Below are 23031 nucleotides of genomic sequence, written 5' to 3'. Positions count from 1 at the left end.
GAGCGATACCGGTGAATTTACCAGCGCAAGTCAATGGCAAGGCGCGCATTGACTACACCCAGGACACCCTGTTCGGGCCACTGGCCAAGCACGCGGAGTGCCACGTGAGCTTGCAGCATAAGCCTGGTTGGCTGGTGCTGAAGGTGTTCCAGCCACTGCCGGATGATTTGCATCACGCGCAAACCGTGGTGTTTGCGCTGGAGGGGCGACGCACAAGCGGTGTAGTCAAAGATCGACAGCGCATGTCCGATCACAGTCTGCGGCTGGAATTGGAAACCCAATAACCCAAGCCAAACAGATGAAATGTGGGAGGGGCGGTGCGACGATTCGACTTGCGCCCTCCCACACTGTCAACCGCGTTTAACCATGAGCCGACTTGGCGCACTCACAGCCCGTGGCCGCCGCGCAGGGCTCACCGTGCGCGTGGTGCTCCGCACAGCCCTGACAGCAATAACCTTTACCGTCCTTCATCACCGCATCAACACCCAGCACACATTTGCAATGTGGGCAGGCACAGGTTTTATCTGGCATGGTCAGACTCCTTCTTCATGGTCGTCCCGGTGCGGCGGGCGCCAGCACCTTAAGCAGTGACTGTCGCCCATCGTCGATGGTTCACCCCATCAGTCGGTGCGCGTATTGCTGCGGTACATGAACACCAGCGCCAGGGCCAGACAGGCCATTGCCACGATCCGACCACTCGACAGTTCTATGGCCGGGTTGCCCAGCCAGCCGAAGTTGTCGATCAGCATGCCCATGCCCAATTGGCCCGTGATCACCGCAACGGTGGCCACCGCAGTGCCGACGACCGGTACCGCGCCGACCATCACCATCATGTATACCACGCCAAACAGGGCGCCGGTCAGCTGCCACTTCGGCACCTCCAGCAAGCTCACGGCCTGGGCCGGTTCAAAGAAGAAAATAAGCAGCGCGGTGACCAGGGCGCCGACCGCAAAGGTCACCAAGCTGCTGCGCAACACGCCCACCGTCTGGCCCAGGCGACCGTTGATTGCCGCTTGCACACTCAGGACCGCGCCTGCGGCAACCACCACCACCAATAACAGAATCAGATTCATCGCCTTAACCTCGTGCAATTAGAACAAGTGCCGCCACAATCAACGCCAGGGCAATCCAGCGCTCGCCATTCACGCGTTTGCGCGCCGTGCCGAACCAGCCGAAATGGTCGATCAGCACGCTCTTGCCCACCTGGCCCGACAGAATCGCGATCATGGTCATCGCAATACCGATATGCGGCGTGGCCAGGGTCAGCACCACCACATACATTGGCCCCAGGAAGCCACCGATCAACTGCCAGCGTGGCAGGTCGGTCAATGCCGGGCCCTTTTGCGGGCCGCTGAACAGCAGCAGCAAAAACAGGATCGCCGTGCCGACGCCAAAAATGCTCAGCGTCGCCCACAAATGCCCGACCTGCGCCCCTAGAGGCCCGAGCAAACCGGCTTCCACCGACAGGCCCATGCCGGCCAGAATCACCAGCGGCAGCAACAACAACCGTAGTAGGTTTTTTTTCGGCGTAGCCTGCGCTACACCCTCGATGGAACTGGCCTGCATACATCACCTGCGCGTTAGGAAAGGAACATGGCGCGCATTATCCGGTGGCTGTCCTGTGCGATAAATGGGAGCATACGGATAACACCTTTGCGCATTACGCACAGCACGGAGCCACGATGCAGGGTTTGAATGAACTGGGTTTCAAGGCACTACGCCTGTTCGTCGCGGTACTGGACCACGGCAGTTTTTCCGAAGTGGCGCGCCGCGAAGGCCTGGCGCCGTCTTCGATCTCCCGGCAGATCCAGCTGATGGAGCAGGCCCTCGGCCAGCAGTTGCTCTATCGCCACACCCGCGCGGTCAGCCCCACCGAGGCGGGCCGCCTGCTCGGGCGGCATGCGCGCTTGATGCTCGAGCAACTGGAAGCCGCCGGCCAGGCACTGCAGGAACAGCAAAGCGAACCCAGCGGCCTGGTGCGGATCAACGCACCGATGGTATTTGGCCAGCGTCACCTGTCACCGTGGCTGGGCGAGTTGTGCCGGCGCTATCCGAAGCTGCAATTGGATATCCAGCAGACCGACACTTATGTAGACCCGTTGCAGGACGGTACCGACTTGATGTTCCGCATCGGCGTGCTCAACGACTCCAGCATGCAGGCGCGCATCTTTGCCCCCCAACGCTTTCGCGTGGCCGCCAGCCCGGCCTACCTGGCCCGGCACGGCACGCCTCAACACCCGGACGAACTGAGCAACCACCAGTGCCTGGCCTATAAGGGCATCACCGGCCAGCAACGCTGGTTCTTCCGCAAGGGCCACGGCGACTGGAAGCCCTACAGCGTCAACGGTCCGATCACCGGCAACCACGCCGACACCCTCACCCACGCCGCCGAACAGGGCCTGGGGCTGGTGGTGTTTCCGTCCTGGCTGATCGGCGAAGGCCTGCGCGCCGGCACCTTGCAGGCGGTACTGACCGACTACGAAGTGGCGACCACCCTGGAACCGCAGCAGATTGCCGCGCTATGGCCCGGCAGCCGGCGCCTGTCGTTGAAGGTGCGCACGGTGATTGATTATTTTGTGGAGTGTTTTGGGGTGGTACCGTATTGGGATCGATGAGTGGCCAGAGCTATAGAGAAAATTTCCTACCTGGAAAAGTAGGTTTGCTCTGATTTTGCGGGCCAGTATTTCTAGACAAGGACGTCTGGCGCAAACTCCGGCTAACTCTTTTTGGAGATATGCCATGGAAGTCATCTACTACAAAAAATCCCCCGCTGGACGAACTGCTTCAGCCAACTGTCGGACGAACTTTGATAGCTCTCTTAATTTTGGCTATATTTGGCCAAAATATGGGGAACGCCACATGATTACCGTACCTTTGGGTGAAGCGAAAAATAACTTGTCCAAACTGGTCGATGAAGCCGCCAGCGGCAAAATCATCACCATCGCCAAGCATGGACGTGCGATGGCGCAGCTTGTACCCGTGGGCAAATCCAAAGGTCGACGAATTGGCGCAATGAAAGGGAAGCTCGTCATCCCTGAAGACTTTGACGCCGCCTTACCTGACGATATATTGGCTGCCTTCGAAGGCAGTTCTTCATGAGAGTGCTGTTGGATACCCATATCCTGCTATGGGTACTGACTGATGACCCCAAGTTATCCAATAAAGCCAAAAAGCTGATTGAGAGTGCAGCGGAAATTTACATCAGCGCTGCCACATTTTGGGAGATGGCAATCAAGGTCGGCCTGGGAAAACTTACGGTCGACCTGGAGGAAATCCGTGAATGCTGCCTGGATAGCGGATTTGTCGAACTGCCCATCACCTCAGAACATGCTATAGCGGTAAAGGACCTTGAGCACCATCACAAAGATCCTTTCGACAGGCTCATTGTTGCGACAGCCATGAGCGAACCGATGAAGTTATTGACCGCTGATCCACAGGTCGCCCAGTACACATCCTTGGCGATCCTCGTTTAGTACCGCCCGACCTCGATCAAAACACCCACTGCCCAATCAACCACGCATTCGCCCCGCTGATCACTGCAAACAGAAACCACGCCAACACCCTCGTGGGCAGCCGATTGACGAACGGGCCCATCAGTTGCTTATCGCCGGTCATGCGGATCAGCGGGTACAGCGCAAACGGCAATTGCAGGCTGAGCACCACCTGGCTGAGGATCAGCAACTTGCCAATGGCATCGTCGCCCATCAGCCACACGCCGAGAAACGCCGGGATCAGCGCCAGCCCACGGGTAATCAGGCGGCGTTGCCAGCAAGGGATGCGCAGGTTGAGGTAGCCCTCCATGATCACTTGCCCGGCGATGGTGCCGGTAAACGTAGAGCTTTGCCCGGACGCCAGCAACGCAACGCCGAACAGGATGCTGGCAAACGCGCCGCCCACCAACGGGTCAAGCAGGTGGTAGGCGTCCTGGATTTCCACCACCTCGGTGTGGCCGGTCTTGTGGAACGCCGCAGCGGCGAGTACCAGGATCGCGGCGTTGACCAGCAGCGCCAGGGCCAGGGAACCGATGGTGTCGATACGCGCCAGCTTGACCGCGTCCTGTTTGCTGGCGAGGTCTTTGCCGATCAGCCGGGTTTGCACGATCGAACTGTGCAGGTACAGGTTATGGGGCATCACCGTGGCGCCAAGAATGCCGATGGCCAGGTACAGCGGCGCGGCATCACTGATGGCCGCCAGTGACGGCGTAAAACCGCTGAGCACGTCCGGCCAGTAGGGTTTGATCAGCACCAGCTCGATGACGAAACACACGCCGATGGTCGCCACCAGCGCCAGCATGATCGCCTCCAGGCGGCGGAAGCCCCGGTTTTGCAGGGCCAGGATCAATAACGTATCAAAGGCGGTGATGACAATACCGGTGGTCAACGACACCCCGAGCAGCAAGTGAAACGCCAGGGCGCAGCCGAGCACCTCCGCAAGGTCGGTGGCGATGATGGAGATTTCCGCCAATACCCACTGGGTTCGTGCGGAGCGCCGGCTATAGCGTTCGCGGCACAGTTGCGCCAGGTCCTTGCCGGTGGCGATGCCCAGCCGCGAGCACAGGCACTGCACGGCCATCCCCGCCAGGCTGGCCAGTAACACCACGAACAACAGGCTGTAGCCATAGCGCGACCCGGCCTCGATGGCCGTGGCCCAGTTGCCCGGGTCCATGTAGCCGATGGAGATCAGCAGCCCCGGCCCGGCAAACATCAGCATGCGCTTGAAGAATGAAGCCTTGGGATCAACGGCGACGGAGCCGGCCACTTCCGGCGGGCAGAACGGGGCGGTAGCAATTTTCGGCAGGCTGAATTTCACGCGGTATCCCAGGCAAACACTTAAGACAAGCGCGCAGCTTATCAGTCGGACGCAACCGTGCGCATCACCGTGTCCCGCGGCAGGTCAAACGCTTCCACTACCTGCACCACCAAGTCCATCTCCTGGTTCAGCGCTTCACGCTCCATGCGCTGGCGAATCACGCCGACCACCAGCACCGCCAGGGTGGTGATCGAGTACGCCGGGCCGGAAAACGCGCGCACCCCACTCACCAGCAGCATCGCGGCGGCCAACGCCTGGCCTACCACGGGGATTGCCGTGGCGGCGCCTCGGCGCAGGATAAACCCGGTCAGCCCGGCCAATGCCGTACCACTCAAGGCCGTGGTGGCCGAGCGGCCGACGTCAATGCGATTGAACAACCCCTGTTCTTTTTGCGCGGCGGCCTTGAGCTCAGCCTCGAATACCTGCCGGTCGGCATTGCTGAGTTTGTCCTTGTACTGCTCGATGAGTGTTTCCGCGACCTGGGCTTCAAGGTCCGCCAGCGCCACGCTGGCCAGGGGCTCGTCGAATTTGATGCCCAGGCGCTGCGCCACAGCTTCGGCGATCTGGCGATAGCCCACACCATGGCCCCGGGCCAGGTTCATAAAGGTATCGCCGCCCATGCGCTGCAACTCGATCGTCAGCTTGAGCGGCTCACGCACCGTGGCATCGATCGACGCACTGCGCTTTTGCGCCATCAACTCGGCGAGGAACTTCAACTCCTCCGGCCGTGCCTGCACCAGCGCCGGGAACAGCTCCGCGTCTTCCTCGGCGAAACGCACCTCACGGCTGCGCTGGTCGGAGCGGATCAGGCCACGCCGCTCGTGCAACAGGTCGGTGTACTGCACCACGGTTTGCAATTGTGGCCAATAGGCGGCGTGATCGAAGGTCGCCAGGTGCACATTGGTGACCTTGGCCTTGAGCGCCGGCGTCACCGGGATCGCATAACGGCCGATGCAGCGCTCGGTGTCGGGCTTCATGGCCAGCGCCCAGTCCTTGCTGGAGTGGCAATTGATGACCCGCCCCTTGAGCGGCGCCGAAACTTCGTCCCAGGGGCTTGAGGTACAGATCGCGCCGCCCATCAACAGCAGGTTGTCCAGCGGCAGCTCACGGGCGGTTTCCGGGCTGGCCAGCAGGCTCTTGACCAGAATCCGCGCGCCCAGTGAATGCCCGATCAGGTTGATACGGCGTACCTGCAGTGACTCGCCGTGCAGGTACGCGGCGAGCTCCGGCAGCAAGCCTCTGGCCACTTCGTCCACCCGGGCCTCGACGCTTTTATAGTGATCGAGGAAATACGCAATCGCCTTGCCCACCCCCACCGTCGCCGCACCCAGGCTGCCGCCGCCGAGCATCGCGCCGATGACATCCTTGAAAGGCGCGAACAGGTTTTCCAGGAAATGCCCCGCCGGCCAGAACAGCATCAGGTTGGTCGAGCCTTCGATACCGGCCAACTGCGCCTTGAAGCTGCCCAGTTGTTGGCGGTTGAAGAACGCCGAATAACCGTGAACATAGAGATTGAGCACATCCCCCTGGGGCTCGCCACACAACACGAACGTGGGCTTGCGGGTGCGGTGCATTTCATCCCACTGGTGCTGCATGGGGCGGTGACTCCTGGTGACAAGGGAGGGCGATATTAACAAAGGGTGAGGCTCAACGCGGTACCGTTGGGGGGAAAGGCACCCGGTTGGCGCCCTCCTCCTTTCAGAACATCGATGCGGCCTTGGACTTGGCCAGGTACCGCGCCGGCGAATCCCCCAGGTTACGGCGGAACACCGAAGTAAACGCACTGGAACTGCTGAAACCCAACTCGAGCGCCACATCGGTGATGGATGAACCGTGGCTCAGCCGCGCCGTTGCCTCCAGCAGGCAAACCTGCTGGCGCCAAGACACAAACGTCATGCCGGTGCACTCACGAAAATTTCGCGTAAAGGTTCGCCGGCTCATGCTCGACCAGTCGGCCATTTCGCCGATGGAGATTTTCTGCGTGGGCGCTTCCAGAAAGCGCTGGCAAGAACGGGCCAGGCGCGACTCGGAGGGCAATGGCGCACTGAGGGGCAACTCGGGCATGTTGCCGATTTCGTCAATCAGCAAGGTCAGCACGCAACGGTCGCGCACGCTGGGCGAAGCGGATGGCCCGATCGCCAGCGCTGCCTCCAGCAGGTGGCGCAGCAGCGGCGATACGCCAAACACCTGGCAATGGTTCTGCAACCCTGCGCGCTGGGCGGCATCGTCGTCCAGGTAGGTGTTGAGCATCACCACATCGCCGCGCATGTGCATCTCATGCGACACCCCGCCCGGCACCCAGATCGCCCGTTGCGGCGGCACCACCCAGTTGCCCAGGTCGGTGAACATCTTCAACGCGCCGGTGGAGGCATAGGCGAACTGCCCACGGCGGTGCGTGTGGCGTGGAAATACCGTACCAGAGGCGTACTCGCGCAGCGTCACCACCGCTTCAGGGCTGTCGGGTTCATAGGGCGAAAAGGTGAAGGTCGGTGGCATGGCCCGATTTTGTCAAACTATGACCTGACATAGCAAGCAGGCCAAAAGTTCCCCACCTAGAATCGTTGCTCCCCAAGTTGGGTTCATTTCGAAGGGATATTCGGACAATGACGGTCAAAAACTACTTGGACGTACGGGTAGACGGCGCTGTATTGATGGTAGGGCTCAACCGCCCGCAGAAGCGCAACGCCATGTCGCTCGAAGTCATGCACGAACTGCGCGACACCTTCAGCAACCTGCCTGAAGGCATTGGTGCCGCCGTGCTCTACAGCACCAGCCAGCATTTTTGTACGGGGTTGGACCTGTCGGAAATCCGCGACCAATCGGTGATCGACAACGTGCAGGCCTTTCGCGAATGGCACAAGACGTTCGAACTGATCCAGTTCGGCAAAGTACCCGTGGTAGCCGCCATTACCGGTGCGGCCATCGGTGGCGGCCTGGAAATCGCCACGGCCTGCAGCCTGCGCGTGGTCGATGACAGCGCCTTCTTCTCGCTGCCCGAAGCCATGCGCGGCCTGTATGTGGGGGTAGGCGCCTCGGTGCGCTTCCCGCGTATCGCCGGCATCGCCCTGATGACCGACATGATGCTCACCGGCCGCACGCTCTACGCCAAAGAAAGCTACGAGCGTGGCGTGGCCCAATACCTGGTGCCGGTCGGCCAGGCAGTGCTCAAGGCCACCGAATTGGCCCACAAGATCGCGGGCAACCTGCCCATGACCAATTACGCGGTCACCCACGTATTGCCGCGCATTGTGGATCAGAGCCAACAGGACGGCCTGATGACAGAAGCCCTGATTGCTGCGGTGGTGTCCTCCGACGTCCGCACACAGGATCGCCTGGCGGACTTCCTGGATCGCAAGAAAGACAAGATCCAAACCGCGCCAGAGGCGGTGTAACTCCCGGTCGTGAACGTTGCCGAGCGTGCCTCGGCAAACCATGGATGGCCTTCACAACTCACTATCAACCCGGTGAAACCATGTTTCAGCACAGCACTCAAGACGATCTTTATCGCAGCAATGACGCAGCCGATGAACGACTGATCAAAATCGAACGCAGCTGGCACAAACGCGCACAGATCAAGCTCGACTCCCAGCGCCCGGATATCCAGCTTGACCTGCAGGCGCCGGACTTTCTCGAAGCCCTGCTGCCCTTCGCCCATGACCCGCATTACCAGAATTACCCCCACGCCCTGAAGTTGCTGATCCTGTCGGCCGGCTGGGTGATCTACAACCAGAAAACCATCGCCATCGAAACCGAAATCATCTGCCCGTCGTGCCTGGACCTGCTGCAACTGGGCTCGCGCCTGAGTTCGGCCAGCGCCGCGACGATTTCCGAAACCCTGGCGGATGAGGCCTACCACACGCTGTTCTCGATCAACATGTGCGAACTGGCGATCACCCAGCGTGGCATCCGCATCAAATGGCCGGAGCTGGAACTGACCCGCCACCTGAGCCAGGCCCAGGCCACCCTGTCCGAGGCGGATTTCAAGATTTACCGCCTGGCCTTCTCGCTGGTGTCGGAGACGTTCATCAGCGACTACCTGGCCGACCTCAGCGACGCACCGGAGATCCAGCCGGTGTTTCGTCACGTGGTGGCCCTGCACAAAAAAGACGAGCTGGTGCACAAGCACATCTTCCCGTTGTTCGTGCAGCAGGTGGTCGGCGACTTCACCCCAGAGCAAACCGCCTTGTTTACCCGTGGCATCGCCAACTCGATCCGCGTGTTCCCGATGCGCGAAATTTCCGCGTGGCGAATCATCCTGCCGCAACTGCTCGAAGTGTTCGGCGACCGCTCGCTGCTGTTGCCCACTCAATTTATCGAGACCGGCGAAGCGGATTACTCGGCCATGCCCGAGATCCTCAGCTCAATTGGCATACATCCCGCCTCGGTGCTGCCTGAGCTGCCTGTGACGCCAGAGCCGGCGATCACCGTTTGAACCCAGCGTGCCGCTGACCAATACAAATTCAATAGAGTAATGTTTATGTGTGGATACATTGGCGTGTTTGCCAAACAACCTCGTACGTTCAACCCGAACATGTTCGATGCCGCCCTGCGCGCGATCCATCATCGCGGCCCCGACAGCTCCAGCCAGTGGTTCGACCCCAAGGGCCAGGCAGCGTTCGGCTATGTGCGCCTGGGCCTGGTCGGGCTGGGTAATGGCACCCAGCCTATCGTCGCCGACGAAGGCGACCTGGTCATGATGGTCAACGGCGAGTTCTATGACTATCAACGCATTCGCGCAGAGCTTGAAGGTTACGGTTGCCGCTTCAAGACCTCCTCCGACAGCGAAATCGCCATGCACCTGTACCGCCGCCACGGCGTACGTGGGCTCAAGCAACTGCGCGGCGAATTCACCATCCTGATTTTCGACCGCCTGCGCAAAAAGCTGTTTGCCGTGCGCGACCGAGTGGGTGTCAAGCCGCTGTATTACACCGAACATGAAGGCGCCTGGTACTTCGCTTCCGAAATCAAGGCCCTGCTGGCGGCCGGCGTACCGGCGCAGTGGGACCACGAAGCCTACGCCAGCCGTGGCTTTATCCTGCGCGACCGTACGGTGTTCAACAACATCCGCAGCGTCAAGCCGGGTTGCTGGATCATCGCCGACGAAAGCGGCCTGCAGACCGAGCAGTATTGGGACTGGGAGTTCCCCGACGCCAAAGCCACCGAGCAGCGCAGCGAAGCCGAAATGATCGACTCCCTGCGCAACACCATCGAAGAATCCGTGCGCCTGCGCCTGCATGCCGATGTACCAGTGGGTGTGTGCCTGAGCGGCGGCCTGGATTCCTCGGCGATGCTGGGGATTGCCACCGAACTGACCGGCCAGCCGTTGCAGGCGTTTCACTTGTCGTTTGAAGGCGAACAGGCCTACGACGAACGCCAATACGCCGAGATCGCCGCCCGTCATAACCGCGCACACCTCAATGTGTTGTCGGTAAATTCCTCCGACATGGCGGACAATTTCGAAAATGCGTTGTGGCACGCCGAGATGCCGTTCGCCAACGCCCACAGCGTGGCCAAGTACTTGCTGTGCAAATACGTGCAGAACCAGGGCATGCGCGCTGTGCTGACCGGTGAAGGCGCTGACGAAGTCTTCGGCGGCTACCCGCATTACCGCCGCGATATGGTGCTGTACAACCACGAACACCAGGACCCGGCGGTGATCGCCGAACTCAGCCGCCGCCTGCACGCCAGCGCAGACCGCTACCTGCCTGGCGCCAAGAATGACGTGCAGTGGGTTCAGGATGAACTGGGCCACGGCGTGTCCTGGCTGCAAACCCAGTCGGCGCTGTTCGGCCCCCTGGCGCAGTTGTACACCGACGACTTCCGTGAACGCTTCTGTGATGTGGATGCCTACCGCCAGTTCTACGACCGCCTCAGCCCGCGCGCGCTCAACAACTGGGAGCCGGTGAACCGCTCGCTGTACATGGTGGCCAAGTCCAGCCTGCCCAATGTGGTCCTCACCTCCCTGGGCGACCGCATGGAAATGGCCGGCAGCCTTGAAGGCCGCCCGCCTCTGCTGGACCACCAGGTGATCGAAGCTGCCTGCCGCCTGCCGGTCAACATGAAAGTGCGTGGTGCTACCGAAAAATACGCCCTGCGCGAAGCCATGCGCCCGTATGTGCCCCAGGCCGTGCTGGATCGCAAGAAGCAGTACTTCCGCGCGCCGCCGGCGTCCGAAAGCCCGCAGTCAAAGCTGTTTGAAATGGTCAACGACGTGTTGAGCGGCCCGGCCTTGAGTAATGTGCCGTTCTTCGATTCGCGTAAAGTGCGCGCCTTGCTGGCCACCCTGCCAAGCCTGTCTCCTGCCCAGCGCGCGTCGGCCGACAACCTGCTGATGGAAATTGCCGGGCTGTGCCTGATGCAAAAACGGTTCGCCTTGAACTGACCTGTATGCGGCGCATCGCTCCTGCGGTGCGCCGCTAGACCCAAGGAGGGTCCATGCTGAAAAAACATTTGTCGCTCGCCGTACTCGTCACCCTGGTGTGGGGGGTGAATTTCCCCATCACCAAACTGGGCCTGCGCGCGATCGACCCGTTTGTGCTCACCGGCATCCGCTTCGCCCTCGCCGCCTTGCCGCTGGTGTTCTTCATCAAACGCCCGGCGGTGAAATTCAGCTACGTGGCCGCCTACGGCTTCATCTTCGGGCTGGGCATGTGGGGCGTGATCAACTACGGCATCCAGGTGGGCGTGAGCCCGGGGATCGCTTCATTGATCATCCAACTCAGTGTGTTCTTCACCATGGGTTGGGGTTTTGTGCTGTTCAAGGAAAAAATCCGCGGGGCACAGATGATCGGCGCCGTCATGGCCCTGATCGGCCTGGCGGGCATCATTTCCACCCAGGAAGGCAACCATGCGGTGCTGGGGGTCATGTTGATCGTCCTCAGCGCGGTGGCGTGGAGCGTGGGTAACGTGATCATCAAGAAATCCGGGGTCAAGGAGATCTTCTCATTCATGGTGTGGGCCAGCCTGATCCCACCCATCCCGCTGTTTCTCACGGCCTGGCTGATGCATGGCAGCGCCGCGTTCGAAGGCCTGCAAGCCAGCCTCGACCTGACGGCGATCCTGTCCATCCTGTTCCAGGTGTACTTGGCCACGCACTTCGCCTACTGGGGCTGGAACTCGCTGCTCAAGCTGTACCCGGTGTCGACCGTTGCGCCGCTGTCGCTATTGATTCCGGTGTTTGGCATCACCAGTTCGATGCTGATAATCGGCGAGCGTATTTCCACGCCAAACCTGATCTCGATCGGGATCATCATCGCCGGGTTGGCGGTGGGGCTGTATCGCAAGCCGGCGAATCTGGTGCCTGCCGGGCGCCCGGCCGTGATGCAGGCGGAAAAATAAATCCGAACCTTGTGGCGAGCGGGCTTGCCCGCGTTGGGTTGCGAAGCGACCCCAAAAATGGGCCTGCTATGCAGTCCAACGCGGCGCTGCGACGATTCGGCAAGCCCGCTCGCCACAGCTTCGGCGTACTGCCGCCTACTCAACAGGCAAAGTTATCGATCCTTACCTGACCGTCGGGAAACGTCGCAATAATTTCCAGCTCGCCGCCCATTGCGCGGATGTAATCGCGCAACGTGCTGATGTACATGTCGGTGCGCCGTTCCATCTTCGAGACGGCGGCCTGGTTGATATTCAAGCGCTTGGCCAGACTCTCCTGGCTCAACTGCCGAGCCTTGCGCAGCTCATGCAGCGGCATTTCCTTCAGGTGTTGCTCGAACAGTTGCTTGGCGTCTTCACGTGCCTGCGGTGTCATGCGGGCTTGAAGCTCAGCGAATTTCTTAGCCATGGTTACGGCCCTCTTTACGCAATATTTCCAAATGTACGTCGTATAACTTTTCTGCCATTGGGATGTACGCCTCATACCATCGGTGTTGCCCGGTTTTATCTGCGCCGATCAGCAATAACGCGCATCGTCTTGGATCAAAGGCGTAGAGCACCCGGTAAGGTCGCCCCGCATGCTGTATGCGCAGCTCCCGCAAGTTGCCGTGCCGGGAGCCCTTGATGTCGCTGCTGTGGGGAAAGCCCAGGCCCGGCCCGAAAAGCCCCAGCAGATCCACGCTGGCAGATACCGACACCTGTTCCTTGATTCCCAGTTGCTCCCACCAGGCGCCGAATTCATCCGTGTATTCAATTTCCCAGCCCATGAAAATATGCCACCTATGGAATATAAACTCAAGAGCATAAAAACTAGTAGATAAAACGGATGAGCTGCCACCCACGGGCCCTGGGAAATTGTTTGTACGTACTTCCGGCGTGAAGGCAAACGGTCAGACGCTGCAAAAACACAATTATCGAAATGTAAAAAGCGCTCTAATACGCTCCTGTTGATTGGCTTTAAAGATCCTGGAGTTCGCAATGCCCCATGAAGGCAACCTATTACAAGCAGCCGTGGTGTTCCTGCTCGCCGCCGTGCTGACCGTGCCCCTGGCCAAGCGCCTGCAGCTGGGCGCGGTGCTGGGCTATCTGTTCGCCGGTGTGATTATCGGCCCGTCGGTGCTCGGTCTGATTGGCAACCCGCAAAGCGTGGCGCAGTTCTCCGAACTGGGGGTGGTGCTGCTGCTGTTTATCATCGGCCTGGAACTGTCACCCAAGCGGTTATGGGTAATGCGCAAGGCTGTTTTTGGCGTCGGCCTGGCCCAGGTGCTGCTCACCGGCCTGGTGATGGGCGTGGTGGCGTTGTGGCTGTTTGGCCAACCGTGGAACAGTGCAATCGTGCTGGGCCTGGGCCTGGCGCTGTCATCCACCGCGTTTGGCCTGCAAAGCCTGGCCGAACGCAAGGAGCTGAACCAGCCGCACGGGCGCCTGGCGTTTGCCATCCTGCTGTTCCAGGACATCGCCGCGATCCCGCTGATTGCCATGGTGCCACTGCTGGCCGGCAGCGATCACCCCACCACCGAAGCCCAAGGCCTGCAACATGTGTTGCAGATCCTCGGCAGTATCGCCGTGGTGATCATCGGCGGGCGCTACCTGCTGCGGCCGGTATTTCGCATCGTCGCCAAGACCGGCCTGCGCGAAGTGTCCACCGCCACCGCGTTACTGGTGGTGATCGGCACCGCCTGGTTGATGGAGCTGGTGGGTGTGTCCATGGCCCTTGGCGCCTTCCTCGCCGGCCTGCTGCTGGCGGACTCGGAGTACCGCCACGAGCTGGAATCCCAGATCGAGCCGTTCAAGGGCCTGTTGCTCGGGCTGTTTTTCATCAGCGTGGGCATGGGCGCCAACCTTAGCCTGCTGCTCAGCTCGCCGCTTGTCGTGATCGGCCTGACCCTGTTGTTGATCGGCTTGAAGCTGCCGTTGCTGTATGCGGTGGGCCGCCTGGTGGGTGATCTCAACCGCGAAAGCGCGCTGCGCCTGGGCGTGGTGCTGGCGGCCGGTGGTGAATTTGCCTTTGTGGTGTTCAAGATCGGCCGCGACCAGGGCCTGTTCGAGCCCCACCTGTACGACATCCTGGTGCTGACCATCACCCTGTCCATGGCCGTGACCCCGTTGCTGCTGCTGATATGCCCGAAGCTGTTCAAGCCCAAGGTCAAGCCGGTGGAAGTGCCCGAGGAATACCGCACCATCGAAAGCGATGCGCCGCGCGTGGTGATCGCGGGCATGGGCCGCATGGGCCAGATCGTGGCGCGGATCCTGCGTGCGCAGAACATCTCGTTCATCGCGCTCGACACCTCGGTGGAAACCATCGAGCTGACCCGCAGTTTCGGCGGCATGCCGGTGTTCTACGGCGACCCGCAACGCCCGGAAATCCTGCACGCGGCCAAGGTTGACCAGGCGGAATTCTTCGTGATCGCCATGGACGACCCGGAGATCAACATCAAGACGGCCGAGCTGGTGCGCAGCCTCTACCCACACATGAAGATCATCGCCCGCGCGCGTAACCGCCAGCACGTGCACCGCCTGGTGGACCTGGATGCGTCGCCGGTACGTGAGACCTTCTATTCCAGCCTGGAAATGAGCCGCCGCACCCTGGTGGGCCTGGGGTTGAGCCAGGCCCAGGCCGATGCGCGCATCACCCGCTTCAAGAACCACGACCTGCAGGTGCTCGCCGCACAACACGCGGTGTACGACGATGCAGCGAAGGTGATGCAAACCGCCCAGGAAGCCCGTGCGGAACTGGCGCGCTTGTTTGAGATGGATCGGCTTGAGGAAGAGTCCGACAAGGTGTGAGGCTGGGGATGAACGATTTTGCGATTTTTCTGACAGAATACGGCGCAAATTCGTTCATCACCGGAGCGCTTCATGGCCACCCTCACCAAGACCGCAGTCCTGCTGGCCCTTGCGCTCAGCGCCGGTAGCGTATTCGCCGCCGCCAAACCGAGCACGCAAACCATCTCCACCTTGGGCGGTAAGTTTTCCTTCAACCTGCCCAAGGCCTACACCGCCGACACCCTGCCGGCCGGCAAGGCCGAAGACGGTACCGCCGACACCCAAGGCACGATGTACGCCAACCAAACCACGAAAAGTGTGGTGATCGTCGCCGAAACGCTGCGCAACGACGGGGTAACCATCGGGGATAACGACCCGCAATTCCTGGACGGCGCCGTGGCCGGGTTCGTCAAGGACCAGCGCGCCGCCCTGCCCGACTTCAAGAAACTGAACGAGAAAAAACTCACGTTCAAAGGGCTCGGCCTGCGCCAGGTGGACAGCACCGCCACCCAGGGCGGCGGCAAGACCCTGAACTCCACCTTCCTTGGCGGTTCGGGCAACCATCTGCTGGTGATTCAGGCGATTTCGCGGGCCGACGATGCCAAGGGGCATGCGGCGTTGGTGAAGCAGATCACTGGCGGTAAGTAAGCCGATCGCCCCTCCCACATTTAAAACTGTGATTATCTTAGGTTCTTTTCCAACCAGGCTTTCAGGTCCTGCACTTCCGCCTCACTGATGGTATGCGGCATCCCTGGATACCCATGAAACTCAGGCTTCAGCCCCAGCCCGGTCAGCACCTCGTTCGCCCGCGTCGCCGAGGCATAGGGCAAAGCCTGATCCAACGTGCCATGGCCGATAAAGATCGACAGCCGGTTCAAACGTTCATCCGGCTTCAGCTCAGCCTTGAGCACCGGCAACACGCTGCCGCTCAGCGCCGCAATCCCACGCACCAACGTAGGCTTACGCAGCCCGACCTCATAGGACATGATCGCGCCCTGGCTGAACCCCACCAGGAACACCCGATCACTTTGGGTGTGGTACTTGGCCGTGGCCTGGGTCACAAAGTCTTCGATCAGCCTGGCGCTGCGTTGCAGGTCGGCGGTCTCGCCGTTGTAATCGGCGTCGCCAGTGGTCTTGGTAAACCAGCGATAACCGTGGGGGTCCACCGGCATCGGCGCGCGGGCCGACAGGTAGGTCCAAGTCGACGGCAGCGCGTCCTTGATGCCGAACAGGTCTTCCTCGTTGCTGCCAAACCCGTGCAGGAAAATCACCAATGGCTGGTTACGCGCGTCGCCCTGGGTCTGTTCCAGGTACGCCAACGGCAAGTCGGTACGCAGGCTGGCGTCGGCCTGGGCGGCACCGGCCAGCAGGGTCAGTGCCAGAGCAAACAGTTTGAGCATGGGACGTTACCTCAGGGTTTGCGCAACAAGTAAGTGTCCATGATCCAGCCATTTTCCAGGCGCGCCGCCTTGCGCACCCGTTGGATTTCTTCGGCCACGTCACTGACTTTACCGCTGATGAGAATCTCATCCGGCGTGCCCAGGTAGGCGCCCCAGTAAATATCCAGGTCCTGATCGGCCACCGTGCGGTAGGAGTCCTCGGCGTCGAGCATCACCACCAGGGTATCGGCATCACTCGCCTGCCCCGCGGCCAGGCGGCGCCCGGTGGTGATTTCGATGGACTTGCCGATGCGGTTCAGCGCCACCTTGTGCTGGGCTGCGAGGGCCTGCACGCTGGTGATGCCGGGGATCACTTCGAATTCGAAGGTGCAGCGGCCACTGGCCAGGATCGCCTGCAGGATACGAATGGTGCTGTCGTACAGCGCCGGGTCGCCCCAGGCCAGGAAAGCGCCCACTTCATCGTCGGCCATTTCCTCATTGATCATGCGTTCAAACGTCTGCTGCTTGTCGCGGTTAAGGTCGCGCACGGCCGTGGTGTAGTCGATATCACCGCGCACGCGCTCAGGGCAATCAGCCTCGACAAAACGATAGCCGGGCTCGGTGATATAGGTTTCGCAGATCTCACGGCGCAGGTCGATCAGCTTGTCTTTGCTCTGGCCCTTGTCCATCAGGAAGAACACGTCGGTGCGGTTCAGCGCCTTCACGGCCTGCATCGTGATGTAGTCAGGGTTGCCGGCGCCAATGCCGATGATCAGGATGCGTTTCATGGGTTGCTCTCATTGCGGGGCGACGATTTTGCCATGTGAGTCTCCAGGCGCAAGCGCCACACGCTGTTAAAGCGCAGCTCGGTGATGGCCAGGGGCTCGACGTCGATCCGATAAAACATCGTCATCGGCAGCTGCAGCACGTTCAGCAGTGCAGCCCGGATGACAAACGGGTGAGTCACAGCGACTACATGGCCAGGCTCGGTTTCAAGGGATTTCAGCCACTGTGCCACCCGCCCACAGATCTGCTGCACCGATTCGCCGCCATGGGGCGCGCTGGTGCTGTCGGTAAGCCAGGCATCGAGTTGCGCACTTTCAATGTCCCCGATGGCCTGGCCTTTCCAAGCGCCAAAATCAGCGTCGTGCAGAGCGTCTTCAATCACTGGGTGCGCGCCGAACAAACCTGCCGTCTGCCGGGTTCGTGCCTCCGGCCCGCACACCAGGCGCGGGCTTTTTTTGTAGCGCCCGGCCAGGGACAACGCCGCACCCTGCCAATCCATCGCCACCGACTCGTCATCGGGGAAACGCCCCTGTTTCTGCAGCGGCGTCACGGCATGGCAAATAAGGGTCAAACGGGTGGCCTGCATGGCTATTTCACTCGGTTTCGAAGCGCAGTCAGCGTAGACCGGCAAAGTTGTTTCACATGTTACAACGAACATGAAAGAGCAAGCCGGTTCGATGCCGGCGCGGTCGCGCCACTGTATGCGGCCCTACAGCCGTAGGCCAGAGCCTGCTTCACCCCTTATGTGTACATATCCGTTGCTGCGGTAACGGCTGAGTAGGGTTCCGCCCTTACAGCGGGTCACTTTTGAAAAGCACAAAAGTAACCAAAATGCTCTTGCCCCACCACTCGGCACCTCGCTCACGCTCGGTGTGCCCGAAAACAGGTACTACGGAGCGGGCCGCCGCGACGGGGCGTCCCTGCCCCGTCGCGGCTAAACCGGCGTCCTGCCGGTTTACCCGCTCCGTACTACCTGTTTTCGGCCAGCGTGGTTAACGGGGCGCCTAAGATCAAGATCAATAGCCAAAGCAGAGCAGATCAAAAGCTGGCCGCACACCGAGCCTAAGCGAGGTGCCGAGTGTTGCCCCCCCAGTCAATCAAACCACTCCCGCCGCCCCTCAAACGTCCCCACAATCAACTCCACAACCCCCTGCACCGCCTCCGCATCCTTTATCTGCGCATTCACCGCCAACCAAACCCGACGCTGCATGCTCTCACCCAGTAACCCCGGCAACGCCACCAACCCCCGGTCAAAGCTACTCATGTAATGCGGCAGCAACCCGATGCAGGCGCCGCAGCGGATCATCTCCAGCATCAGCGAATACGCCTGCACCTGCACCACCGCCGCCAGCCGCTGTTGCACCACCTGGTTCCAAGGCTGCAATGCATCCACCTGCGCATCCGGCTGCCATTGCACCAGCATGTAGTCGGTCAAATCCTCCACGCTGTCCGGCCGCGTGGTCAGTCGTGAGTAACGCTTGGCGATATGCGGCAGATACTGCAGGCGCGCGAGAGCCCGGGGCGGTTTGGTGGCAAAGCTCGGGCCAGGCACCGGGCTGTCGCCGTCCGCCAGCCATAGCACCACATCCACGTCCACCGCCTGCAGCGACAGGTGGCTGTCGAGGGAGATGATCTCCAGGCGCACGCTGGCGTTGCGCCGCAGCAAGGCAATCAGGTCGCGACCGAGGATGTCATGCAGGATCGGCTCGGCGACCGCCAGGCGGATCAGCGGCTGCTCTACCACCGGCAAGCGCCGCGCGTGGGCCAGGGCAACCAACTGAGCCTGTAATTGCTGGCCGTCGCGGCTGAGCACCAGGCCGTTGCCCTGGTAGCAGAACAACGCATGCCGCACCTGTTCCTCAAGCTGCGCCAGGCGCTTGCGCAGCAGGGTCGCCTTGATATTCAGGCTGCGCGCCGCCTGCATGAAACAGCCGCAACGCGCGCTCACCAGGAAATAACGTGCCACCTCCGGGTCGATCTCGTTGGCCAGCGCCAACCAGCTGCTGCGCGACTCGGCGGGTGCGCGATAGGCCGAAGGCCCTGGTTGGCCGGACGGTTCCAGTAATGCCATGTGAGACTCCCTGTCTTGTCGGTCGATGCATCCAATGCGGGTTGGCGCGTGTTACTCCAGCACTTTGTTCAACTCGGCACCGTCGATGCTCAACGTCGCGGTGTTGAGCATGCCTTCCAGATAGGCCTTGGCAATCTGCTCCTGGCGCTGGACGCGCAGGGCCTGGGTCAGGCGTTCGCGCAATTCGTCGAGGCTCGCGGTACGCGCCGGTTGCTGGCCGGTGAGCTTGAGCACATGGAAGCCCGCCCCGCTCTGCACCACGTCCGATACGGCACCGACCTTGAGCTTCGACACCGCCTCGCGCACCTGCGGCACCAGTTGCTGCAACGGCTGCATGCCCGAATCGCCACCGCGCGCGGCGGTGTCCGGGTCCTGGGAATATTGCGTCGCCAAGGCGGCAAAATCACCCGGCGCCGCCTGGGCACGGCGGCTCAGTTCCTGGGCCTGGCGGCGCACGGCGTCGGCGCTTTGTGGGTCATTCACCGCGAGGAAAATCTGACTCACCCGGTACATCGGCGGCGTTACCCATTGCGCCTTGCCGCTGTCATAAGCCTGTTGCAGTTCGGCGGCACTGGGGTAATCGGCCGGCACCTGGCTGACCGACAGCATGTAGTCGCGAAACACGATCTGTTCGGTGGCGGCGCGGGTCTGCTGTTCCACCTCGGGGCGTTGGCGCCAGCCCTGGGCGTCAGCCTGTTCGAGCACGGCCTTTTGCGCCAAGCGTGAGCGCAGCCAGGTTTCCAGCGCGCCACGGTTACCGCGTAATTGCTCGCGGGACTCGGCCGGCAGGCTGGCGAGTACGGTTTTCAGCTCCGGCAGGTCGATTTGCTGGTTGCCCAGGCGTGCCACCGCCGGCCCGCTCGGTGCAGGGCTGAGCGCCGGCGCCGGTTGTTGCGCGGCCACCGGGTCGCTGCCTGGGCGTACGCTCAACCCCACCGCCACCACCAGCAAGGCCAGCGCACCCGCGCCGACCATCAGGGTTGGCTTCTTCACAGGACAGGTGCCTCTGCGTCAGTGGCCACCGCCTCGGCCTGGGCCTGCAACTGCGCTGCCTGCTGGCTGTATTCACGCAGGTAGACAATAAACTCCTGCAGCAGGCGGTCCCACAATTCCAACTGACTGCGCAAGTGCAGTGCGCCAACACCGGCCACCACCACGTCCATTTCCATCAACAGGAATTCACCCTGCACCGACAGCCGCGCGAACCGTCGCGAGGCGTTCCATACCTGGGCCAGGCCCTCGGGCAGCTCCCCTTGAATGCGCAGCGCACAGCTGTAGGTGAAATCCACATAACTGCCCTGCTCTGCCGCCGGGTTGCCGAAGCGCACGGCAAAGCCGATGCCCTGGCTGGCGCTGAGCAACTGCACGATACCGTTCTGCTCGGTCTGGTTCACGCGATAACCGGCCTCTTGCAGCAGGTCGGTGAGGCTCTGGGTGGTCACGTTGATGATCAATTCGTTCATGTGCGGTTCTTCCTTGTGATCAATGATTGACGCCCGCCTGGGGCGCATCGAAACGGCTCTTGTACAGATCGTCGCCAAAGCCCTGGGCCAGTTCCTCGAACTTGACCCGCGCGCCGCTGGCGAAGGGCTGGCGAATACTCATCACCTCGGCCACATCGATCTTTTCGTAGGCCGCGAGCAATTGCTGGGCCACGCCGTACATCTGTTGATTCTTGACTGAACATTGCTGCACTTGTGTGTCACGTTCGCTCAGTTGTGCCTGCAAGCGGCCGCGCTCGGCTTCCTTGCCCTTGGCCAGCACCAGCAGTTCGTCATAGGCCTTCTTGAACTTACCGATCTGCTCGTTGCTCGCCGCCACCTGCGCTTGCGCCTGGTTGTGCAAACTCTGCTGCTGGCCGGCCATTTGCTCGGCCACGCCACGGGTTTTCTCCAGCTCGGCGGTCAGTTGCTTGATTTGTGCCTGAGCCTGTTTGGCCTGGGTTTCGGCGGCGATACGCGCCGCGCTGGCCTGGGCCTGCTCGCTTTGCAGCGCCTGCAATTGCTGGGTGGTGCTGCGCAATTGCGTACGCAAGCGTTCCTCCATGCCTTCGGCCGACGCCGCTGTGGCGACGAACAGCAACAGCAGCCCGCAGATTCGCGTGTTCATGTGGCATCTCCCTGCGCATTAAAAGCGCGTGTTGAGTTCCAGTTGCATCACATCCACTTCGAACGGCGCGCCATACACTTCGGACGCGCTCAACCAGCGCGCACTGGCGTAGATGTTCTTGTCGATGCCGTAGTTGCCGCCAATGAAGTAACCCTTGGCGTTGGTGCCGCCGAGGTGAAATGAGGAGTCGTTGAAACCGTCGGGCAAGGCGTCGGGCTGGATGTACTTGTAGCCGGCCAGCACGTTCCAGTCGCCGCGCTTGCGCATCTCCAGCGCGCTGCCGAGGGTGAAGGAGACCATCAAGGCATTGCCGCCACTTTCAAACTGGCCCTTGCTGTTGATGTTGTTGACGATCTCGCCCTCGCTGCGCTTGAGCATCTCGTTCTTGTCGTAGGCCAGGTTGTGGATGAAGTTGCCCTGGCTGCGCAGCTTGAAGTCGCTGGGCAGTTCGCTGTCCCAGACCAGGTTGAGGTCCAGCACGTTGAACTTGGAGGCCAGGCCGACGAATTGCGGGTCCGGCGTGGTGGCTGGGGTGGCCGGGTTGGTGGTGTTGTTGCGCAAATTGAACACCGTGTTGCCTTTTTGCATAAAGGCCACACGCGTGCCGTCGGTATCGCAACCCGCGGCTCCGGCCCACGGCGAGCAAGGGCTGGAGCGTTCGCCTTCGATATCCTGGAACTGGTAGTAGGCAGCGGCAAGCTTGAGGCGGTTAGCCCGATTGATCTTCCAGTCGGCACCGATTTGCCCGCCGAACAGCCATTTGGTTTGACTGTCTTCCTTGTCGATACCGTTGGAACTGGCGGTGTCGGAGGTGTATTCGACCGGGAACGCGCCGAGCGTCCCGAACAGGCCCCATTCGCTATTGAGGCTGTGGTTGAAGATCGCCGCCACGCCGTCGAAGTTGAGGTCGTTGGAGTACATCATGTCGGTGGAGTAGAACGGATTGCCGATGCGCCCGGCGGTCAAGGTCATGTCATCCGTGGTTTTCCAGGTCAGGTAGCCCTGGTCCAGCCAGATATCCTTTTTACCGAAGCCGCCGCCGAGGGTCTGGGTGGTGGAAACCGGGTTGTTGTCGGAGCCGGTGGCGATGCGGATGCCGGCGGTCCATTCCGGTGAAATCACCGCTTTCATGCCCAGGCGTGCGCGCAGGCGGAACAGGTTTTCACGGTCCTCGCGGGTGTTGAGCAAGGGTGGAAAGCGGGTGTTGGAGTTTTTGTTGACGTCGTAGGGGCCGGTGTCATTGAGCTTCGCGAAGTCAGTGATGTTGTTGCTGTTATTGCCCGAAAAGTAGCGCGATTCATCGCGCAGGCGGATGTCGCCATCAAAGCTGATACGCGAGATCCAGTCCGGAAAGGTATTGGGCTGGGCCCAGTTTTCCTGCTTGGCGGTGGCCATGACTTCGGCTTTGACCTGGTCGCGGATCTGATCGCGCACCGCTTGCGGCACGTACTGCACGCGCACATCGCCCGGCGCAGCGGTCGGGCCTGCGGCCACCACCGGCGCGGCATTGGCCTGCCGCGCCTGCTGGGCTTCTTTTTCGGCCTGGGCAATCAGCCCATTGGCGGTGTCCTGGGTCAACACGCCTTGTTGCACCAACAGGCGGATCAGGTTGATGGTGACGTTTTCCGAGGGGGCGACCGGGGCTGCCGCCGCCTGGCCAACCAGGGTCGCGATGACCATGCCAACCGCCAGGGTCAGTCGATTCACGGGGGAAATCATGTGTACGCAACTCCTGTA

Annotated in this window: 26 protein-coding genes and 1 riboswitch; of the genes, 10 read left to right on the top strand and 16 right to left on the bottom strand. The window is 61.3% G+C overall.

Going from position 1 to position 23031, the window contains the following annotated elements; all coding sequences use genetic code 11:
• The first annotated feature begins 11 nt into the window (after window positions 1-11).
• Window positions 12-284 carry a hypothetical protein gene (locus CXQ82_RS11620; protein ID WP_101268986.1) on the top strand — a complete coding sequence of 91 codons (273 nt, stop codon included), beginning with the start codon at window positions 12-14 and terminating at the stop codon, window positions 282-284.
• Window positions 285-360: 76 nt separating this feature from the next.
• On the opposite strand, the gene CXQ82_RS11615 is transcribed toward CXQ82_RS11620, so the two are convergent.
• The 3 genes from CXQ82_RS11615 to CXQ82_RS11605 form a co-directional block, all read right to left on the bottom strand.
• The gene (locus CXQ82_RS11615; protein WP_101268984.1) at window positions 361-531 is read right to left on the bottom strand and encodes a metallothionein; all 171 of its coding nucleotides are present in this window, start codon (window positions 529-531) and stop codon (window positions 361-363) included.
• An 89-nt stretch (window positions 532-620) separates the two neighbouring features.
• A complete protein-coding gene (locus CXQ82_RS11610) occupies window positions 621-1073 on the bottom strand; it encodes a DMT family transporter (protein WP_101268982.1) in 453 nt (150 codons plus the stop codon).
• 4 nt (window positions 1074-1077) lie between these two features.
• Window positions 1078-1566 carry a DMT family transporter gene (locus CXQ82_RS11605; protein WP_101268980.1) on the bottom strand — a complete coding sequence of 163 codons (489 nt, stop codon included), beginning with the start codon at window positions 1564-1566 and terminating at the stop codon, window positions 1078-1080.
• Window positions 1567-1682: 116 nt separating this feature from the next.
• Here CXQ82_RS11605 and CXQ82_RS11600 point away from each other — a divergent pair, with 116 nt between their 5' ends.
• The 3 genes from CXQ82_RS11600 (at window position 1683) to CXQ82_RS11590 (ending at window position 3473) form a co-directional block, all read left to right on the top strand.
• Window positions 1683-2615: a LysR family transcriptional regulator gene (locus tag CXQ82_RS11600; protein ID WP_101268978.1), complete on the top strand. Its 933-nt coding sequence runs from the start codon at window positions 1683-1685 to the stop codon at window positions 2613-2615.
• Between the two features lie 124 nt (window positions 2616-2739).
• Window positions 2740-3099: a type II toxin-antitoxin system Phd/YefM family antitoxin gene (locus CXQ82_RS11595; RefSeq protein ID WP_256581893.1), complete on the top strand. Its 360-nt coding sequence runs from the start codon at window positions 2740-2742 to the stop codon at window positions 3097-3099.
• Entirely contained in the window at window positions 3096-3473 is a 378-nt protein-coding gene (locus CXQ82_RS11590) for a type II toxin-antitoxin system VapC family toxin (RefSeq protein WP_101268974.1), read from the top strand. The genes CXQ82_RS11595 and CXQ82_RS11590 overlap by 4 nt, the downstream gene beginning before the upstream one ends.
• 16 nt (window positions 3474-3489) lie before the next feature.
• Here CXQ82_RS11590 and CXQ82_RS11585 read toward each other — a convergent pair whose 3' ends face one another.
• The 3 genes from CXQ82_RS11585 to CXQ82_RS11575 all read right to left on the bottom strand — a co-directional run bounded on the left by CXQ82_RS11585 (window position 3490) and on the right by CXQ82_RS11575 (window position 7305).
• Window positions 3490-4809, bottom strand: a complete 1320-nt coding sequence (locus CXQ82_RS11585) for an Nramp family divalent metal transporter (RefSeq protein ID WP_101268972.1) — start codon at window positions 4807-4809, stop codon at window positions 3490-3492.
• Between the two features lie 41 nt (window positions 4810-4850).
• On the bottom strand, window positions 4851-6404 hold the full coding sequence (locus tag CXQ82_RS11580; RefSeq protein WP_101268970.1) for a DUF726 domain-containing protein: 1554 nt from the start codon (window positions 6402-6404) through the stop codon (window positions 4851-4853).
• Window positions 6405-6507: 103 nt separating this feature from the next.
• Complete coding sequence (locus tag CXQ82_RS11575; RefSeq protein WP_101268968.1) at window positions 6508-7305, bottom strand: helix-turn-helix domain-containing protein; 798 nt, start codon at window positions 7303-7305, stop codon at window positions 6508-6510.
• Between the two features lie 107 nt (window positions 7306-7412).
• Here CXQ82_RS11575 and CXQ82_RS11570 point away from each other — a divergent pair, with 107 nt between their 5' ends.
• From CXQ82_RS11570 to CXQ82_RS11555, 4 genes are all read left to right on the top strand, one after another.
• Complete coding sequence (locus CXQ82_RS11570; RefSeq protein WP_101268966.1) at window positions 7413-8201, top strand: crotonase/enoyl-CoA hydratase family protein; 789 nt, start codon at window positions 7413-7415, stop codon at window positions 8199-8201.
• An 80-nt stretch (window positions 8202-8281) separates the two neighbouring features.
• Complete coding sequence (locus CXQ82_RS11565) at window positions 8282-9241, top strand: diiron oxygenase (RefSeq protein ID WP_101268964.1); 960 nt, start codon at window positions 8282-8284, stop codon at window positions 9239-9241.
• 45 nt (window positions 9242-9286) lie between these two features.
• Window positions 9287-11191, top strand: a complete 1905-nt coding sequence (gene asnB / locus CXQ82_RS11560) for an asparagine synthase (glutamine-hydrolyzing) (RefSeq protein WP_101268962.1) — start codon at window positions 9287-9289, stop codon at window positions 11189-11191.
• Between the two features lie 53 nt (window positions 11192-11244).
• Window positions 11245-12147 carry an EamA family transporter gene (locus CXQ82_RS11555; protein ID WP_101268960.1) on the top strand — a complete coding sequence of 301 codons (903 nt, stop codon included), beginning with the start codon at window positions 11245-11247 and terminating at the stop codon, window positions 12145-12147.
• A gap of 139 nt (window positions 12148-12286) precedes the next feature.
• Here CXQ82_RS11555 and CXQ82_RS11550 read toward each other — a convergent pair whose 3' ends face one another.
• Window positions 12287-12592, bottom strand: coding sequence for an XRE family transcriptional regulator (locus tag CXQ82_RS11550; RefSeq protein ID WP_101268958.1), 306 nt, complete (start codon window positions 12590-12592; stop codon window positions 12287-12289).
• The gene (locus CXQ82_RS11545; RefSeq protein WP_101268957.1) at window positions 12585-12950 is read right to left on the bottom strand and encodes a type II toxin-antitoxin system RelE/ParE family toxin; all 366 of its coding nucleotides are present in this window, start codon (window positions 12948-12950) and stop codon (window positions 12585-12587) included. The genes CXQ82_RS11550 and CXQ82_RS11545 overlap by 8 nt, the downstream gene beginning before the upstream one ends.
• A gap of 211 nt (window positions 12951-13161) precedes the next feature.
• On the opposite strand from CXQ82_RS11545, the gene CXQ82_RS11540 reads away from it, so the two are divergent.
• Together CXQ82_RS11540 and CXQ82_RS11535 are read left to right on the top strand one after the other, a co-directional pair.
• Window positions 13162-14970 carry a monovalent cation:proton antiporter-2 (CPA2) family protein gene (locus CXQ82_RS11540; protein WP_101268955.1) on the top strand — a complete coding sequence of 603 codons (1809 nt, stop codon included), beginning with the start codon at window positions 13162-13164 and terminating at the stop codon, window positions 14968-14970.
• 72 nt (window positions 14971-15042) lie between these two features.
• On the top strand, window positions 15043-15597 hold the full coding sequence (locus CXQ82_RS11535; protein WP_101268953.1) for a hypothetical protein: 555 nt from the start codon (window positions 15043-15045) through the stop codon (window positions 15595-15597).
• A 32-nt stretch (window positions 15598-15629) separates the two neighbouring features.
• On the opposite strand, the gene CXQ82_RS11530 is transcribed toward CXQ82_RS11535, so the two are convergent.
• From CXQ82_RS11530 to CXQ82_RS11495, 8 genes are all read right to left on the bottom strand, one after another.
• The gene (locus tag CXQ82_RS11530; protein WP_101268951.1) at window positions 15630-16349 is read right to left on the bottom strand and encodes an alpha/beta hydrolase; all 720 of its coding nucleotides are present in this window, start codon (window positions 16347-16349) and stop codon (window positions 15630-15632) included.
• 11 nt (window positions 16350-16360) lie between these two features.
• On the bottom strand, window positions 16361-17116 hold the full coding sequence (gene cobF / locus CXQ82_RS11525; protein WP_101268949.1) for a precorrin-6A synthase (deacetylating): 756 nt from the start codon (window positions 17114-17116) through the stop codon (window positions 16361-16363).
• Entirely contained in the window at window positions 17113-17700 is a 588-nt protein-coding gene (locus CXQ82_RS11520; protein WP_101268947.1) for a histidine phosphatase family protein, read from the bottom strand. Before CXQ82_RS11520 ends, cobF begins: the two co-directional genes overlap by 4 nt.
• A gap of 27 nt (window positions 17701-17727) precedes the next feature.
• A riboswitch (cobalamin riboswitch) is annotated at window positions 17728-17866 on the top strand.
• A gap of 341 nt (window positions 17867-18207) precedes the next feature.
• On the bottom strand, window positions 18208-19185 hold the full coding sequence (locus tag CXQ82_RS11515; protein ID WP_101268945.1) for a LysR family transcriptional regulator: 978 nt from the start codon (window positions 19183-19185) through the stop codon (window positions 18208-18210).
• A 51-nt stretch (window positions 19186-19236) separates the two neighbouring features.
• Complete coding sequence (locus CXQ82_RS11510; protein ID WP_101268943.1) at window positions 19237-20178, bottom strand: peptidylprolyl isomerase; 942 nt, start codon at window positions 20176-20178, stop codon at window positions 19237-19239.
• On the bottom strand, window positions 20175-20648 hold the full coding sequence (locus tag CXQ82_RS11505) for a YbjN domain-containing protein (RefSeq protein ID WP_101268941.1): 474 nt from the start codon (window positions 20646-20648) through the stop codon (window positions 20175-20177). The genes CXQ82_RS11510 and CXQ82_RS11505 overlap by 4 nt, the downstream gene beginning before the upstream one ends.
• Window positions 20649-20667: 19 nt before the next feature.
• On the bottom strand, window positions 20668-21294 hold the full coding sequence (locus CXQ82_RS11500) for a DNA repair protein (RefSeq protein ID WP_101268939.1): 627 nt from the start codon (window positions 21292-21294) through the stop codon (window positions 20668-20670).
• 18 nt (window positions 21295-21312) lie between these two features.
• Window positions 21313-23013 (bottom strand): putative porin, encoded by a 1701-nt coding sequence (locus CXQ82_RS11495; RefSeq protein ID WP_101268937.1) that lies wholly within the window; start codon window positions 23011-23013, stop codon window positions 21313-21315.
• Between the last annotated feature and the right edge of the window lie 18 nt (window positions 23014-23031).

The sequence above is a fragment of the Pseudomonas sp. S09G 359 genome, from assembly GCF_002843605.1.
GTDB lineage: Bacteria > Pseudomonadota > Gammaproteobacteria > Pseudomonadales > Pseudomonadaceae > Aquipseudomonas.
The sequence above is the reverse complement of the archived record's forward strand: the minus strand, read 5'-3'. Positions and strand labels throughout refer to the sequence as shown.